A 14,575-nucleotide genomic window follows, 5' to 3' on the forward strand; every position below is an offset into this window, starting at 1 on the left:
TAATACGAAGCTATTGTAACAGTGTTTTGTATCAATTGACAAGAATTAGGTGCGGGAGGGTGATGAAGTCAGTCAGTATAGAGGGGGATTTTATACGTTTTCCCTATTTGGATCTTCCCGGGTGATACTTTGTTTAATTCTTCAAAGTCAGAGACGACCTGTTCAATCGAGACAGGAAGATTTCCTTGCAGAGAATCTTCTACAAGGCTTAATACGGTGTCACCAGGCTTGATTTCCCTTTCTATATAGGTTTGTGAGGATTCTGAAACGTCAGGTAAAGTAACCGTTTCGATCTTCTCTTTCTTCACGGTTTGGGGCTGGGCTGTTACGACTGTAGAGTTTGTTTTGGTCAATAGATTCAATGTACCCTTGTTTAAATCATAATAGACGCTGTAAAGAAGAATGATAATACCAAAGAAAATGATCATCCGTTTCATAAAAAAACCTCCTGTACATTTAATGGGATAAAGGAGACAAGGGCAATGGCGAATAAAAAGCTGGTGGGAGTGATCGGATTGCTCCCGATTCTCATGGTATTGGGTAACTCTATGCTGATTCCGATACTGCCCAGTATAGAGAAAGGGCTTCATATCGATGAAAGCTGGTCAGGGTGGATTTTAAGTTCATTTACGATTCCAGCTGCTGTCTGCATTCCGTTTATCGGGTTCTTATCAGATCGATTTGGCCGTAATCGTTTGATCCGTTATTCTTTATGGATCATTTTGCTTGGAAGTATTTTATGTGCAGTAAGTGCCTGGCTGAAGAACCCGGCCTTCCTCTTTATGGGAGGCAGGGGGTTGCAGGGCGTGGGAGCTGCTGGCACTACGCCGCTTGCTATTGCTTTAGCCGGTGACCTTTTCAACGGTGAAGAACGTTCAAAAGTTTTAGGGGCATTGGAAGTATTTAACGGCATGGGCAAGGTTTTTGCTCCAATCATTGGTGCAGGCCTGACCATTTATCTAAGCTGGAATAACGCATTTTGGATATTCCCATTACTCTGTCTTGTGATTTTGTTTGGATTAAAAAAATATAGCAAGATGACAGTAGATGAGAAAGGTTTAATGGGAGTAAGAAAATATGCAGGGGATCTTGCTGCTGTTTTTGCTTCTAAATGGCAGCTGCTTCTTCCGTTATTTACAATAGGTGGAATCGGTCTATTTTTATTATTCGGCATCCTGTTCTTCCTTTCCTACCATATTGAAAATACTTTTCATATTGATGGTTTTTTCAAGGGATTTTCTTTCATGTTTCCGCTTGGAGCCATGACGATTTCATCTACCTGGAGCGGCAAGAGGATAAAAACGGATGAAGAGCGGGGCTGGAACTATATCAAGTGGGGGATCGGGTTGATGACAGTTCCTCTTGGGGCATTGATTTTCTTTCATTCATTGGCTTCACTGCTTTTCTGCATTACAGTCTGTTTCGGTGGATTAGGGCTGATTCTGCCTGTACTCAATACGTTTATTACCGGTAGTGTCGATGAAGGAGAGAGAGGATTTGTCGTAAGTTTGTATGGTGCCGTCAGATTTCTGGGGGTTGCGTTAGGTCCAATTGCCTATTCGGTGTGGAAAGAAGATATAGTTGAGATGTATGGTCTCACTTTTATGTTTTCGGCATTGAATGTACTGTTATATCTTATAATAATGAAACGTAGAAATAGGGTCTTTTGGCCTGGGATTAACTAAAAACAAACACTGCATTTACACTTCCTTAACATTTTTTTGAGAAGATATCTTAGGAAATAGTTGGGAAGGATGTAGAAAAATGTCGAAAAAACCTATCTTGTTCATAAAGCGTAACGTGAATAAATCAAGCAGAATGATAAATTTTTCTTCTTTATCTTTAAAGCTCCGATTAATTATGATTATGCTGCTTACTGTTGTAGTTACGGGTGCCATCATAGGATCGATTTCGTATGTACAATCTGAAAAAAACGCCATCCATTTGATGGAGCAGCGCTTAGAGCGTGAGGTTACGTCGATCAATGATATTGCTCAAAGTTTGATGCTGTTATACATTGGAAACCCCGATCAATTCGATAAGCAGCTAAACAAAATAATAAAAAAACAGGATTCAGCCCTGATTCAGGATGATCTTAAGGGACAATATTTTCTGGTTCAGGATCAAAAAGCGATTCCATTTGCAGTCAGCAGGAATACGAAGCTTCAATTTCCTGAAGAACTCATCGAAGAAATTGAAAAGAAGGAAAAGGGTACTGCACAAACGACCATTAACGGGAAAAAATATACGCTGGCATATCACACCATTCAAGAATTACAAGGAGAATATGTCATTGTCATCCCTCAGGAGAATTATATGAAAGGGATTCACTCGATAGCGGTTTATACAATTTTTACAATCGTTTTGTGCGTATTAGCGGCATGTATCATCGTTATGATCATCGTGAATCGTTTGGTGTCTCCAATTACGGAACTAAGGGAAGCCATGAAAAAAATTCGTGATGGTGATCTGCATACAACAATCTCAATCAATACTTCAGTACCTGAAATTAAATCCCTTCAAAAAAGCTTTCAATTGATGATTGAAAAAATGAGAGGGCTTATTTTTAACATACATCAGACGACAGAGCATTTATATAACACAGGAAGTAAACTTCAATTATCTTCAGGTGAATTACTCGAAGAAAATGCCAGGATGATGGAAGTTGTCCGAATGGTTAAAAAAGGGGCTGAGGAGACAGCCGGAACGTCTGAAGAAAGTGTACATCATTTTTATGAAATGAAAGGATCTGTTGAGTCAGTATTTGCCCATATGGACAATGTACTGACGAATACGACAAACATGAACCGCTCAGCAGGTGAAGGAGAAAGACATGTTGACCAAATGGTGTATGGAATGAAGAACTTTTCGGAAGAGTTGACTTCGATGACACAAGTTATTGAAAATGTTCATCATCATTCCAAGTCCATCGTATCAGTTATTTCACTTATCCATCAGATAGCTGAACAAACGAAGCTTCTTGCACTGAACGCAACGATTGAGGCTGCCAGAGCTGGAGAAGCAGGAAGAGGGTTTGCTGTTGTAGCCAATGAAGTGAAAAAATTAGCGGATCAATCTGCGAATGCGACAGGAAATATTTCTGATACCATACATAAGATGAAAGCAATAACAGAACAGGCAGCTTCACAGTTTTCTCTCTTTTCAATAGAGTTTCATAAGCAAATAAATGAAGCAACGGGAACGAAAGAGTCGTTTGATTTAGTGAAAAAGGACATTGGAGAAGTAACACAGGTACTGGAAAGTATGAGAAATGATTTACGCTTTTTGCAAAATTCTTTGCCAAAAGTAGAAAATTCAACTGATGCTTTTTCCTCTGTCGCCCAAGAGACCCTGGCTGGTACTGAAGGGATGATGACCGCTTTTGATGAGCAGTTAAGAAAACTGAATGTCACCTTTAAAATAGGTGAGGAGCTATTAGGGAATTCCAATGATTTAAAGAAAATAAGTCAACAAATGAATGTTTAATGGAAAACCCCCTTACCCGGGAAAAGGTAAGGGGGTTTTTTTACGTTCTTTTCTGTGGCTGAGGTAATTCTTTAATGGCCAGGGCCATGATCACTGTAACCACAAACCAGTCCAATAAAGGAGCAGCAGCGATAGAGGTTTGCAAAAACTTCATCAGGGTAAAAAACAAGGTAGAAAGAGTTACGGAATACGCGGTAATCCGCCAGCTCTGGCGGTAATTCAATTTCCGCTTCATCAGGTTTGCCATCATTACACCTAACCATCCGAAAATGGTTACTTTCAAAAACATCAAACCGGAAGTGAACAGGTAAAGTATGAAAAGGGCAACAGGAAGCAGTATCCACTTTAAAGAAAGAATGGTATCGATCACATTGACCATCTTTGTTTTCGTAATGACCAAATCACTGAAAGCCGTATAAGAATTTGTCTGCATATTCCGTTCATTTATGACAACCAGGCTGTCTTCGAGGAAAGCCACTGTATTCTTATCTAATTCTAAATCGTCTCTTTGGACTTCACCCGTACTATCAAAAATGATAAGCAAATGATCTTTTTCCATTGTCAATGGCTGATCCTCTTCAGAAGAAAGCGAGCCATCTTCAATAGAGAATGAAGGAAGGTCATTGACCAAGGCGTCCTTGACTGCGTATAAAGAAGTGGAGGCGAACCCAATAAATTGTACAGCAGTCGGGATAATGGATATCAATGTTAGAAGAAAAACATAACTTATAGTTTTACCAATCCCCTGAAACCGGAATTTTACGATATCCTTCGGGGAATAAATACTCTTATACAATTGTTGGAACAGGTTCATCATCATATTCTCCTTTCAGTCAATCCCATATTAATACTAATCGCAGAACGAAACCTTATCAAGAATAATTAAAACGATAATAATTACAGTTTGTAATGTTTTTGTAACAAAAATGCACTTTTATTAACCTATTGTAAATTTGGGGTAAAAACTATTTACGAATACTCTAAAATATATTAATAATGGTATGGGGTTTTTGTTGTTTAATGTCGAAAATTTAAGTAGGGGTTGAAAAAATGGAATTAAATTGGCAAGAGATGTTGTTTCAGTTCTTTGGTGGACTGGGGATCTTCCTCTTTGGGATAAAGTACATGGGGGACGGTTTACAAAAATCTGCAGGAGAACGACTGAAGGATATACTTGATAAGTTCACAACGAATCCATTTATGGGTGTTCTGGCAGGTATTTTTGTAACGGTCTTGATTCAATCAAGTAGTGGTACAACCGTAATTGTCGTCGGGCTTGTAAGTGCAGGCTTCATGACGCTAAGACAGGCAATCGGAGTCATCATGGGTGCAAACATCGGTACGACAGTCACAGCTTTTATTATTGGTTTTGATATCGGTGCTTACGCGTTACCAATTATTGCATTAGGAACAATCTTACTGTTCTTCTTCAAGAATAAGAAGGTTCAAAACTATGGTCAATTGATCTTCGGTTTTGGTGCTCTGTTCTACGGACTTGAATTGATGGGCGGAGGAATGAAGCCGCTTCGTTCGTTGGAAGCATTTCATGACTTGACGGTCAGCATGAGTTCAAACCCGATCCTTGGAGTGGTCATCGGAACATTGTTTACGGTTATTGTACAAAGTTCTTCAGCAACAATCGGTATCCTTCAAGAACTGTACAGTTCAAATCTTGTTAATATAGATGCTGCCCTGCCGGTTTTATTCGGTGATAATATCGGTACGACGATCACGGCAGTACTTGCGGCACTAGGCGCATCAGTTGCAGCAAGAAGAGCGGCTGCGGTGCATGTTATGTTTAACTTGATCGGTACAACGATTTTCCTTATCATTTTGCCGTTCTTTGAAAAGTTCGTTTTATTCCTGCAAGCAGAGCTGAATTTAAACGAACCAATGACAATCGCTTTTGCGCATGGGACATTTAACCTGACGAATACAATTATCCAATTCCCATTCATTGCAATATTAGCGGTAATCGTTACGAAGTTGATTCCAGGTCAGGACACTTACGTAGACTCAAATTCAAAACATTTGGATCCAGTATTCATCGAGCAGTCTCCATCCATCGCGTTAGGACAGGCAAAAGAAGAAGTTCTGCGTATGGGTCAATTTGCTGTCAAAGGTTTACAGGAAACAAATGAATTCCTTAAGACTAAGAGCTCGAAAAATTCTGAGGCTGCTTATCAAATTGAAGGAGCCATCAACAACCTTGATAAGAAAATTACCAACTATCTAGTGGATCTTTCTTCTTCATCATTATCAGAAGGTGAATCAGAGCGCCATTCTATCTTAATGGACACTGTCCGCGACATTGAACGAATCGGGGATCACTTTGAGAACATTGTTGAGTTGATCGAATATCAGCAATCAAACAAAGTAAAGATCACAGATGATGCAATGCAGGACCTTGAGACGATGTTCAGCTTGACAATTGAAACGGTTGAAAAGTCTCTTAAGTCACTTGATCTCAATGACACAGACATTGCACGTGAAGTAGCTGAAAAAGAAGATCAAATTGATAAAATGGAAAGAAAGCTTCGCAAACAGCATATCCTTCGCCTGAATGAAGGCAAATGTTCAGGACAAGCGGGAATCGTATTTGTCGATATCATCAGTAACTTAGAACGTATTGGTGATCATGCGGTAAATATTGCAGAAGCAGTGTTAGGTGTAGAATAATAGAAGGTAGCAGAGTAAAGACTGACTCATAAGCTGAGTCAGTCTTTTTTTGGAAGGGAGGCAGTAAAGAATGGATGTGCTATATTGGACGATCATTATCGTTCTCATGGTTTTATCATTCGTCGGACTTGTTTATCCGATCATACCAAGTGTTCTATTTCTGTTGGCAAGCTTTTTACTTTATGGTGTCTTCTTTGACTTCTCACCATTCAATTGGCTTTTCTGGACCGTCCAGATTCTATTTGTAGTACTATTATTCGGTGCAGATTACTTAGCAAATTTAGTGGGTGTAAAAAGATTCGGCGGCACCAAAGCGGGGATATGGGGCAGCACCATCGGCCTATTGATCGGCCCATTCGTCATACCCGTCTTCGGTATCATCTTAGGGCCATTTCTCGGAGCGATCATCGGTGAATGGATCGTGCACCGTTCCTCATTCAAAAAAACCCTCAAAGTGGGAATCGGCTCAGTAGTAGGATTCATCTCGAGTGTCTTTACAAAAGGATTGATTCAGATTGTTATGGTGATTTACTTTTTTATGGTTATTTAATATCTTGTTTTAGTTTAATGGCTGTATTTGATTTTAGTTCATTCCAGCTGTTGATTGGAGTGCAAGACGAAGACTCCTGCGGGATGAGTAGCTTATAAGATAAGCGGAAGGGCTTTGCTCAGAGGCGTGTGGCATAAGACGAATCGGCCACGAAGGCGTTCTTTGCCTTCTTGGTCGGTTTGGCTTATGACATGTGCCTCTAAGCCCTGTAGCTGGACAAGTGAGACCCCGCAGGCGAAGCCGGGGAGCCTCACGGGCTACCCGCGGAAAGCGAGGTCTTGCACGGAAATCAACAGCGGCGTTCAGAACCGGATTTTAAATTGGTTAATTCCCCACAAAAAAGGGCATTTTATCTTTGTAAGAATAACCAATCAAAATATTTGAACAGATATAGGAGATTTGGTAATCTTATACTGAAACGACCTGAATTTTAGTTCAGGAAACTTACATAGGGAGGAATTTTATTATGGCTTACACATTACCTGAATTACCTTATGCATATGACGCTCTGGAGCCTCATATCGACAAGGAAACAATGAATATCCACCACACAAAACACCATAACGCATATGTAACAAAAGTAAATGATGCGCTTCAAGGACATGACGACCTTCTAAGCAAATCAATCGAAGACCTTGTATCCAACCTGGATGCAGTTCCTGAAGGAGCTCGTACAGCTGTACGCAACAATGGCGGCGGTCACGCTAACCACTCTTTATTCTGGACGATCCTTTCTCCTAACGGCGGAGGAGCTCCAAGCGGAGAATTAGCTGACGCAATCTCTTCCAAGTTCGGCAGCTTTGACAAGTTCAAAGAAGAATTCGCCAATGCCGGTGCAACTCGCTTCGGTTCAGGCTGGGCGTGGTTAGTAGTGAACAATGGTGAGTTGGAAGTAACAAGCACCCTAAACCAGGATAGCCCGTTAATGGAAGGTAAAACACCTGTCCTTGGACTTGACGTTTGGGAGCATGCTTACTACTTAAATTATCAAAACCGTCGTCCTGACTACATCAATGCTTTCTGGAATGTAGTTAACTGGGATGAAGTGGCAAAACGCTATTCTGCTGCAAAATAAATTTCATACCATTTGTTTGAAGAGAGAGGTTCTTTTTAGAACCTCTCTTTTTTCTGCATAACTTCCCGCCCTTTTTCAAAAGATAGGGGTACGTAAAAGGGGAGTTATAATGATGAGCAGCTTTAAAAAGATTTTAGGTGACATTGATTTAACAAGAGACCTTTCGTTGTTATTGCTGATTGGGGGATTATATTCACTCAGTATCGCTTTATCGAATACATTTGTGAATATCTATTTATGGAAACAATCAGGTGAATTTATCGACCTAGGGATCTACAACTTGACCGTTGTGATTTTTCAACCATTGACGTTTATTCTGGCCGGCAGGCTGGCAAAGAAAGTAGACCGTGTGATCGTCTTAAGATTCGGTGTCATTTTTTTGGCTGTCTTTTACATATCCGTCTTATCATTTGGTGAATCTGCCGAGAACTTCCTGGTTGTTCTTGGTGCCCTGCTGGGGATTGGGTATGGATTTTATTGGCTGGCATTTAACGTCCTGACATTTGAAATAACCGAACCCGAGACAAGGGATTTTTTTAATGGATTTTTAGGGACATTGACATCGGCTGGGGGGATGCTCGGCCCCATACTTGCCGGCTACATTATTTCAAGATTCACTTCTTTTAAGGGATATACAATTGTTTTCGGCATCTCCCTTACCTTATTCAGCGTTGCTGTTCTGTTAAGCTTTTTCTTGAAGAGACGCCCTGCTTCCGGCCGTTATCTGTTCATAAGGATATTCGAGGAAAGACAACATAACAATAACTGGCGGCTGATCACCAATGCCCATTTTTTTCAGGGGCTTCGTGAAGGAACCTTTGTGTTTATCATTTCCGTCTTTGTGTTTATCAGCACCGGAAGTGAATTTGCCATCGGTACTTTTGGACTGATCAATTCCGGTATTGCCTTTATCGGCTATTACGTCGCCTCGAGGGTCATAAAAAAACAATATCGTAAGCGGGCCATACTGCTTGGCGGGACGCTCCTCTATCTGTCAATCTTCCTCATCGTGTTTGATGTAACGTACACAAAGTTGTTGCTGTATGCTGCAATGATTGCGATCGCTTACCCAATCCTTTTGGTGCCCTATATCTCAACGACCTATGATGTAATCGGTACAGGGTGGAAAGCGGCGGAAATGAGAATTGAATATATAGTTGTACGGGAATTGTTTTTGAATCTTGGTAGAATTGTTTCTGTGGCAGCATTTATTGTGGCTGTGACTTACTTTGACCAGGAGCAGAGTATCCCGATTTTGCTTTTATTATTAGGAGCCGGACACACGCTGATTTACTTCTTTGTAAGAAAAGTGGAGCTGCCCATATCCTGAATATGTAAATGCATTCAAAGAGAGGGAATCATTTCCTCTCTTTGTTATGTGATTTCTGTTCCATGAGAGTAGAAAAAGCGATTTGTTTTCTATAAAATAAGGGATGGACAGAAGTTAATATGATATTTTTACATAGAGGAAGGACTGGAACGTTTGAAGAAAAGTAAGAAAAAGAAAAAGACACATGTCCCCGTAAGGATGAATTTGCTGTTTTTTGCGGTGTTCTTGTTATTTTCTCTTTTGGTTCTGAGATTGGGACTCGTTCAGATTGTGAATGGGGAAAGCTATAAAAAAGAAGTGGAACGAACAGAAGATGTGGTCGTGAAGACCAGTGTCCCCCGCGGGAAAATCTTTGACCGCTATGGGAATGTGATTGTTGATAACATCCCGTTAAATGCAATTACCTATACACGAACGAACAACACTTCGATCGAAGAGATGTTTGATGTTGCATCCAGGCTTTCAGATTACATCGATAAAGATACAAAAGAAGTAACGGAACGCGATAAAAAAGATTATTGGATCATTAAAAATAAGAAAGAAGCTGAGGCAAAGGTTTCTGAAGAAGAAATAAAAAAACTTCAAAGTAATGAAGAGTTATCAGAGGAAGAGGTAAACGCCAAGGTTTATAAAATGAGGCTGGACCGGATCACCGAAGAAGAACTTTCATCACTGACTGAAAAAGATATTGAAGTGATTGCCATCTATCGGGAATTTACGACCGGGTATGCGCTGAATCCTCAAATCGTTAAAAATGAAGGGGTGACACCCGAGGAGTTTGCAGTGGTCAGTGAACATTTAAGTGAGCTTCCAGGGGTGAACACCACAACGGATTGGAAACGGTCTTATGTATTTGATGACACGCTCCGAACAATACTCGGAAATGTCTCTTCTGCACGGGAAGGTCTTCCTAAGGATTTAGTAGATTCCTATTTAGCTAGGGACTATAACCGCAATGACCGGGTAGGGAAGAGCTATGTGGAATTGGAATATGAAGAAGTTTTGCAAGGACAGAAAGAACAGATTAAGAATGTCACCAAGGGCGGCAGTGTATTGGAGTCACTTCTGATCCAGGAAGGACAAAGAGGTAAAGACCTTGTTTTGACAATCGACATGGAACTTCAGCGTGAAGTCGAGAAAATTATCGAAGAAGAACTGATGAAGCAAGTGGTCAATCGCAGTGAGTCACCTGACCTTGACCGGGCATATGTCGTCATGATGGATCCGAACACAGGTGAAATCCTTGCAATGGCGGGTAAACAATATGTGAAAAACGCCGAAACAGGAAAATATGAGATGCGTGACGCAGCACTTGGCACCTTTACATCCACCTATGAAGTAGGTTCGGTAGTAAAGGGTGCAACCGTCCTGACTGGTTATATGACCGGAAACCTGACTCCGGGTGAAGTCCTGGTGGATGAACCGATCATCATTGGTCAAAAAGGGACACCTAAGACTTCATGGTTCAACCGATATGGCAGTATACCGATGTCAGACTTATTTGCCCTGGAGAAGTCTTCGAACTCTTATATGTTCAAAATAGCCATGAGAATAAATGGACAGAACTATGTTCCTCGTGCCACGATGAGTTTTAATCCGGACGCAATCAAAACGTTCCGCAACCATTTCTCTCAATTCGGTTTAGGTGTCTCGACAGGGATCGATTTGCCAGGTGAGGCAACCGGAATCGAAGGGAATCTGTCAAATCCCGGGCTGCTCCTGGATTTCGCGATCGGGCAGTTTGATACTTATTCAACGATGCAGCTCGCTCAATATATATCCACTATTGCCAATGACGGATACCGTGTGCAGCCGCATATCATGAAAGAAATCAGGGAGCCGACAGATGAAAAGGATAGACTGGGCCCTATTCTTTTCGAAAAAGAAACCAATGTATTGAATCGTATAGAAGCGACTCAGTCCCAGATTGAACATGTTCAAAAAGGGTTTTACCGTGTGTATCATTACCCGGATGGCACCGCCTATACACAGTTCAAGGATGCACCATATAATGCGGCAGGTAAATCAGGAACCGCCGAAACCTACATTGATGGAAAACTGAGCTACAATACAACACTGATTGGCTATGCACCTTTTGATCAGCCGGAGGTGGCCTATGCTACAATGGTTCCTGCCTCACATGTTCAGGCAAGCGGTGTCGCTGATCCTTATGTGAATAAATATATTTCCAAGCGCGTGATGGACAAATATTTTGAACTGAAGAAAGAGCGGGCAGAAGAAGTTGGCGATCCGACCTCTGTCGACAAAAAGATAGAAAATGCTGATGAAGCAGAAAAAAGGCAGGAAGAAGACCGCGAAGAAAATAACTAGGCAAAAAGATGTAAAAAGCAGATTCCAATTGGAATCTGCTTTTTTTTATAAGGATGCATAAATTGTTGGGCTTCAGAAATACTAACATCAATAAAGGTTTGAACATAGTATACTTACAGTTAAATGAGAAGATTGTCGAATTTACAAAACCTTTACAAACGGTTAAAACCCAATTAACACTCATCTATTAATCTAGTACTCGTAGGACAAAACAACCAAGTTTCTTAGGGGGAATTCAGGAATGAAAAGCTTTAAACGTTTAGCAATGACAGCAATGGTTGGATCAGCACTTCTATTAGGTGCATGTGGTGCCAACGGTGGAGCAGAAAGTAACGGAGAACAATTATCAGGAACTGTAAAAGTGGACGGTTCTTCTACAGTTGCACCAATCGCTGAAGCGATAAACGAAGAATATGCTGGAGTTCAACCAGATGTTAAAGTTTCAATCGGTGTTTCTGGTTCAGGCGGAGGATTTGAAAAGTTCATCGCAGGTGAAACAGATTTATCGAATGCATCCCGCCCAATCAAAGATGAAGAAAAGACAAGTCTTGAAGAAGCTGGAATTGATTTTACAGAGTTTAAAGTAGCAAACGATGGACTATCTGTCGTAGTAAATAAAGAAAACGACTGGGTTGAAGAGATGACAATGGATGATCTCAGAAAACTTTGGTTAGAAGATGGCAAGACGAAGAAATGGTCTGACATCAATCCTGAATGGCCGGATGAAGAAGTGAAATTCTACTCACCTGGAACAGATTCAGGAACATATGATTTCTTCCATGAAGAAGTACTGGAAGAAAAGGATATGGTGAGAGAAAACATCCAGCTATCAGAAGATGACAATGTTCTTGTAACAGGTGTGACTGGTGATAAAAATGCAATTGGGTTCTTTGGATATGCCCACTATCTAGCAAACAAAGACCAACTTAAAGTCGTTAAGATCGATGGTGTAGAACCAACAAATGAAACAGTTGAAAGTGGAGATTACCCACTATCACGCCCACTGTTCGTATATGCAAAAAATGAAGCGATGAAAAACAATGAAGCTGCATACGACTACATGAAGTACACGCTTGAAAATGCTGGTGAAATGGCAGAAGCAGTAGGGTATGTAAGCTTACAAGAAGACCAATACAAAGAAGCGTTAGAAACGTTGGAAGGTCTTAAGAAGTAATAAACGGTACTAAGTTTAATGATCAGGGGTGAGAAGCGTTGATCGCTTCTCACCTTGTCATGTGGATGAAAGGGGTTTGCAATTATGGCTTCAGGTTCAAAAAAATCATACTCGGTATCTGAGATGATTGAACAAAATAATAATAAAGGTTTTAATTTAAAAATCGAAAAAGCAATACCTTGGATATTATTTGCAATAGCAGGGGTTTCAGTATTAACAACACTCGGAATTGTTTTTACATTGATTTTTGAAACAATGACATTCTTTTCACGCGTTTCATTATTTGATTTTATCACTGGGACCAAATGGTACCCATTCTCAATCGAAAACCCAAACTATGGCATCCTGCCGTTGATTTCGGGTACATTGAAAATTACGGGGATTGCTGTTTTGGTGGCAGTACCGATAGGACTCGCATCTGCCATTTATTTGAGTGAGTATGCAACAGATCGTTCAAGAAGATTCATTAAGCCGATATTGGAGGTTTTGGCAGGGATCCCTACAATCGTATACGGATTCTTTGCGTTGACTTTCGTTACACCTTTTTTGAAAAATTTTATGCCTGAATTAAGTATTTTTAATGCTTTGAGCCCGGGGATCGTCGTAGGTGTCATGATCATCCCCATGATTGCATCCTTATCTGAAGATGCGATGTCGTCAGTACCAAACTCCATCCGGGAAGGGGCACTTGCGATGGGTGCAACGAAGCTTGAAGTGGCCATTAAAGTGGTACTTCCTGCTGCTGTTTCCGGTATTGTGGCTTCTGTTGTTCTTGCCATCTCTCGTGCGATCGGGGAAACGATGATTGTGACAGTGGCTGCTGGAGCAACACCAAGTCTCTCATGGAATCTGACAGATTCCATCCAGACGATGACATCCTATATTGTGCAGGTAAGTACTGGTGATGCCGGATATGGTACCACAATTTACTACAGTATCTATGCTGTCGGTTTCACACTGTTCTTATTTACGTTAGCAATGAACTTGCTTGCACAATACATCTCTAAGCGATTCAGAGAGGAGTATTAATTTATGAAGCATATCAATCAGGATAATGTTTTGAAAAAAATGTCTTCACGATTAGCTGTCAATCAGATATTCCGTGCACTATTCTTCCTGGCCACTTTATTTGGCCTGGTGGTATTAGCGGTATTACTATATCGGGTATTCACTCAAGGAATTGGCTATCTTGATCTTCAGTTCTTACAAAGTGTTGGGTCAAGATTCCCTGAAAAAGCAGGTATATACGCTGCATTGATCGGTTCGCTGTGGTTGATGGCAGTAGTGGTGGTCGTTTCGTTCATTCTAGCTGTCGGAACAGCCATTTATTTGGAAGAATACGCTAAGCAGAATAAAGTCAATAACTTTATCAAGGTGAACATTTCGAACCTGGCAGGGGTTCCTTCTGTTGTTTTTGGTCTGCTTGGATTGACGATCTTCGCCAGGATGTTTGCATTGGGCCAGAGCGTCCTTGCCGCAGGGTTAACGATGAGTTTATTAATTTTGCCGGTCATCATTGTAGCTGCACAGGAAGCGATCCGGGCAGTGCCGAAAGATCTGCGTGATGCTTCATATGCAATGGGTGCAACGAAATGGCAGACAATCATACGCGTTGTCTTACCTGCTGCAATCCCTGGTATTTTAACCGGGAGCATCCTCGCTTTCTCGCGTGCAATCGGAGAAACAGCTCCACTGGTTGTATTGGGCGTCCCAACGATCCTGTTATTTACACCTGCATCGATCATGGATACGTTCACAGCACTTCCTATGCAGATTTATGACTGGACGAGAAGACCACAGGCAGCCTTCCATGATGTAGCATCAGCAGGGATCATCATACTCTTGCTTCTGCTCTTATTCATGAACTCGGTTGCAGTATTCATACGCAATAAGTTTCAAAATCGCTTCTAATTTTTAAGGATGATAAGGTTTTAATTGGATGAAGGAGGC

12 protein-coding genes are annotated in these 14,575 nt (G+C 41.0%); 10 read left to right on the forward strand and 2 right to left on the reverse strand.

Annotated features, from left to right (window positions below):
• Positions 1-68 precede the first annotated feature (68 nt).
• Positions 69-437, reverse strand: a complete 369-nt coding sequence (locus ACXAFV_RS08395; RefSeq protein ID WP_475125687.1) for a hypothetical protein — start codon at positions 435-437, stop codon at positions 69-71.
• A 45-nt stretch (positions 438-482) separates the two neighbouring features.
• Here ACXAFV_RS08395 and ACXAFV_RS08400 point away from each other — a divergent pair, with 45 nt between their 5' ends.
• Both ACXAFV_RS08400 and ACXAFV_RS08405 read left to right on the forward strand, forming a co-directional pair.
• Complete coding sequence (locus tag ACXAFV_RS08400; RefSeq protein WP_475125689.1) at positions 483-1,685, forward strand: MFS transporter; 1,203 nt, start codon at positions 483-485, stop codon at positions 1,683-1,685.
• A gap of 79 nt (positions 1,686-1,764) precedes the next feature.
• Positions 1,765-3,486 carry a methyl-accepting chemotaxis protein gene (locus ACXAFV_RS08405; RefSeq protein WP_475125691.1) on the forward strand — a complete coding sequence of 574 codons (1,722 nt, stop codon included), beginning with the start codon at positions 1,765-1,767 and terminating at the stop codon, positions 3,484-3,486.
• 40 nt (positions 3,487-3,526) lie between these two features.
• On the opposite strand, the gene ACXAFV_RS08410 is transcribed toward ACXAFV_RS08405, so the two are convergent.
• Positions 3,527-4,300 carry a DUF1189 domain-containing protein gene (locus ACXAFV_RS08410; protein WP_475125692.1) on the reverse strand — a complete coding sequence of 258 codons (774 nt, stop codon included), beginning with the start codon at positions 4,298-4,300 and terminating at the stop codon, positions 3,527-3,529.
• A 236-nt stretch (positions 4,301-4,536) separates the two neighbouring features.
• On the opposite strand from ACXAFV_RS08410, the gene ACXAFV_RS08415 reads away from it, so the two are divergent.
• The 8 genes from ACXAFV_RS08415 (at position 4,537) to pstA (ending at position 14,536) form a co-directional block, all read left to right on the forward strand.
• Complete coding sequence (locus ACXAFV_RS08415) at positions 4,537-6,165, forward strand: Na/Pi cotransporter family protein (RefSeq protein WP_475125694.1); 1,629 nt, start codon at positions 4,537-4,539, stop codon at positions 6,163-6,165.
• Positions 6,166-6,235: 70 nt separating this feature from the next.
• Positions 6,236-6,715: a DUF456 domain-containing protein gene (locus ACXAFV_RS08420; protein ID WP_475125696.1), complete on the forward strand. Its 480-nt coding sequence runs from the start codon at positions 6,236-6,238 to the stop codon at positions 6,713-6,715.
• Positions 6,716-7,181: 466 nt separating this feature from the next.
• Entirely contained in the window at positions 7,182-7,790 is a 609-nt protein-coding gene (locus ACXAFV_RS08425; RefSeq protein WP_475125698.1) for a superoxide dismutase, read from the forward strand.
• 112 nt (positions 7,791-7,902) lie between these two features.
• Positions 7,903-9,120 (forward strand): MFS transporter, encoded by a 1,218-nt coding sequence (locus tag ACXAFV_RS08430; protein ID WP_475125699.1) that lies wholly within the window; start codon positions 7,903-7,905, stop codon positions 9,118-9,120.
• A gap of 198 nt (positions 9,121-9,318) precedes the next feature.
• Positions 9,319-11,451, forward strand: coding sequence for a peptidoglycan D,D-transpeptidase FtsI family protein (locus ACXAFV_RS08435; protein WP_475126102.1), 2,133 nt, complete (start codon positions 9,319-9,321; stop codon positions 11,449-11,451).
• A 241-nt stretch (positions 11,452-11,692) separates the two neighbouring features.
• Entirely contained in the window at positions 11,693-12,625 is a 933-nt protein-coding gene (locus ACXAFV_RS08440; RefSeq protein WP_475125701.1) for a PstS family phosphate ABC transporter substrate-binding protein, read from the forward strand.
• 123 nt (positions 12,626-12,748) lie between these two features.
• Entirely contained in the window at positions 12,749-13,654 is a 906-nt protein-coding gene (pstC, locus tag ACXAFV_RS08445; protein WP_475126103.1) for a phosphate ABC transporter permease subunit PstC, read from the forward strand.
• A 3-nt stretch (positions 13,655-13,657) separates the two neighbouring features.
• Positions 13,658-14,536: a phosphate ABC transporter permease PstA gene (gene pstA / locus ACXAFV_RS08450; protein WP_341983510.1), complete on the forward strand. Its 879-nt coding sequence runs from the start codon at positions 13,658-13,660 to the stop codon at positions 14,534-14,536.
• The last annotated feature ends 39 nt before the right edge of the window (positions 14,537-14,575 follow it).

The sequence above is a fragment of the Rossellomorea sp. ABR4_012 genome, assembly GCF_056159545.1.

Coding starts and splice junctions, on each gene's coding strand:
- ACXAFV_RS08395 (WP_475125687.1), bottom strand. CDS start 437: ATGAAACGGATGATCATTTTCTTTGGTATTATCATTCTTCTTTACAGC.
- ACXAFV_RS08400 (WP_475125689.1), top strand. CDS start 483: ATGGCGAATAAAAAGCTGGTGGGAGTGATCGGATTGCTCCCGATTCTC.
- ACXAFV_RS08405 (WP_475125691.1), top strand. CDS start 1,765: ATGTCGAAAAAACCTATCTTGTTCATAAAGCGTAACGTGAATAAATCA.
- ACXAFV_RS08410 (WP_475125692.1), bottom strand. CDS start 4,300: ATGAACCTGTTCCAACAATTGTATAAGAGTATTTATTCCCCGAAGGAT.
- ACXAFV_RS08415 (WP_475125694.1), top strand. CDS start 4,537: ATGGAATTAAATTGGCAAGAGATGTTGTTTCAGTTCTTTGGTGGACTG.
- ACXAFV_RS08420 (WP_475125696.1), top strand. CDS start 6,236: ATGGATGTGCTATATTGGACGATCATTATCGTTCTCATGGTTTTATCA.
- ACXAFV_RS08425 (WP_475125698.1), top strand. CDS start 7,182: ATGGCTTACACATTACCTGAATTACCTTATGCATATGACGCTCTGGAG.
- ACXAFV_RS08430 (WP_475125699.1), top strand. CDS start 7,903: ATGAGCAGCTTTAAAAAGATTTTAGGTGACATTGATTTAACAAGAGAC.
- ACXAFV_RS08435 (WP_475126102.1), top strand. CDS start 9,319: ATGAATTTGCTGTTTTTTGCGGTGTTCTTGTTATTTTCTCTTTTGGTT.
- ACXAFV_RS08440 (WP_475125701.1), top strand. CDS start 11,693: ATGAAAAGCTTTAAACGTTTAGCAATGACAGCAATGGTTGGATCAGCA.
- pstC (WP_475126103.1), top strand. CDS start 12,749: ATGATTGAACAAAATAATAATAAAGGTTTTAATTTAAAAATCGAAAAA.
- pstA (WP_341983510.1), top strand. CDS start 13,658: ATGAAGCATATCAATCAGGATAATGTTTTGAAAAAAATGTCTTCACGA.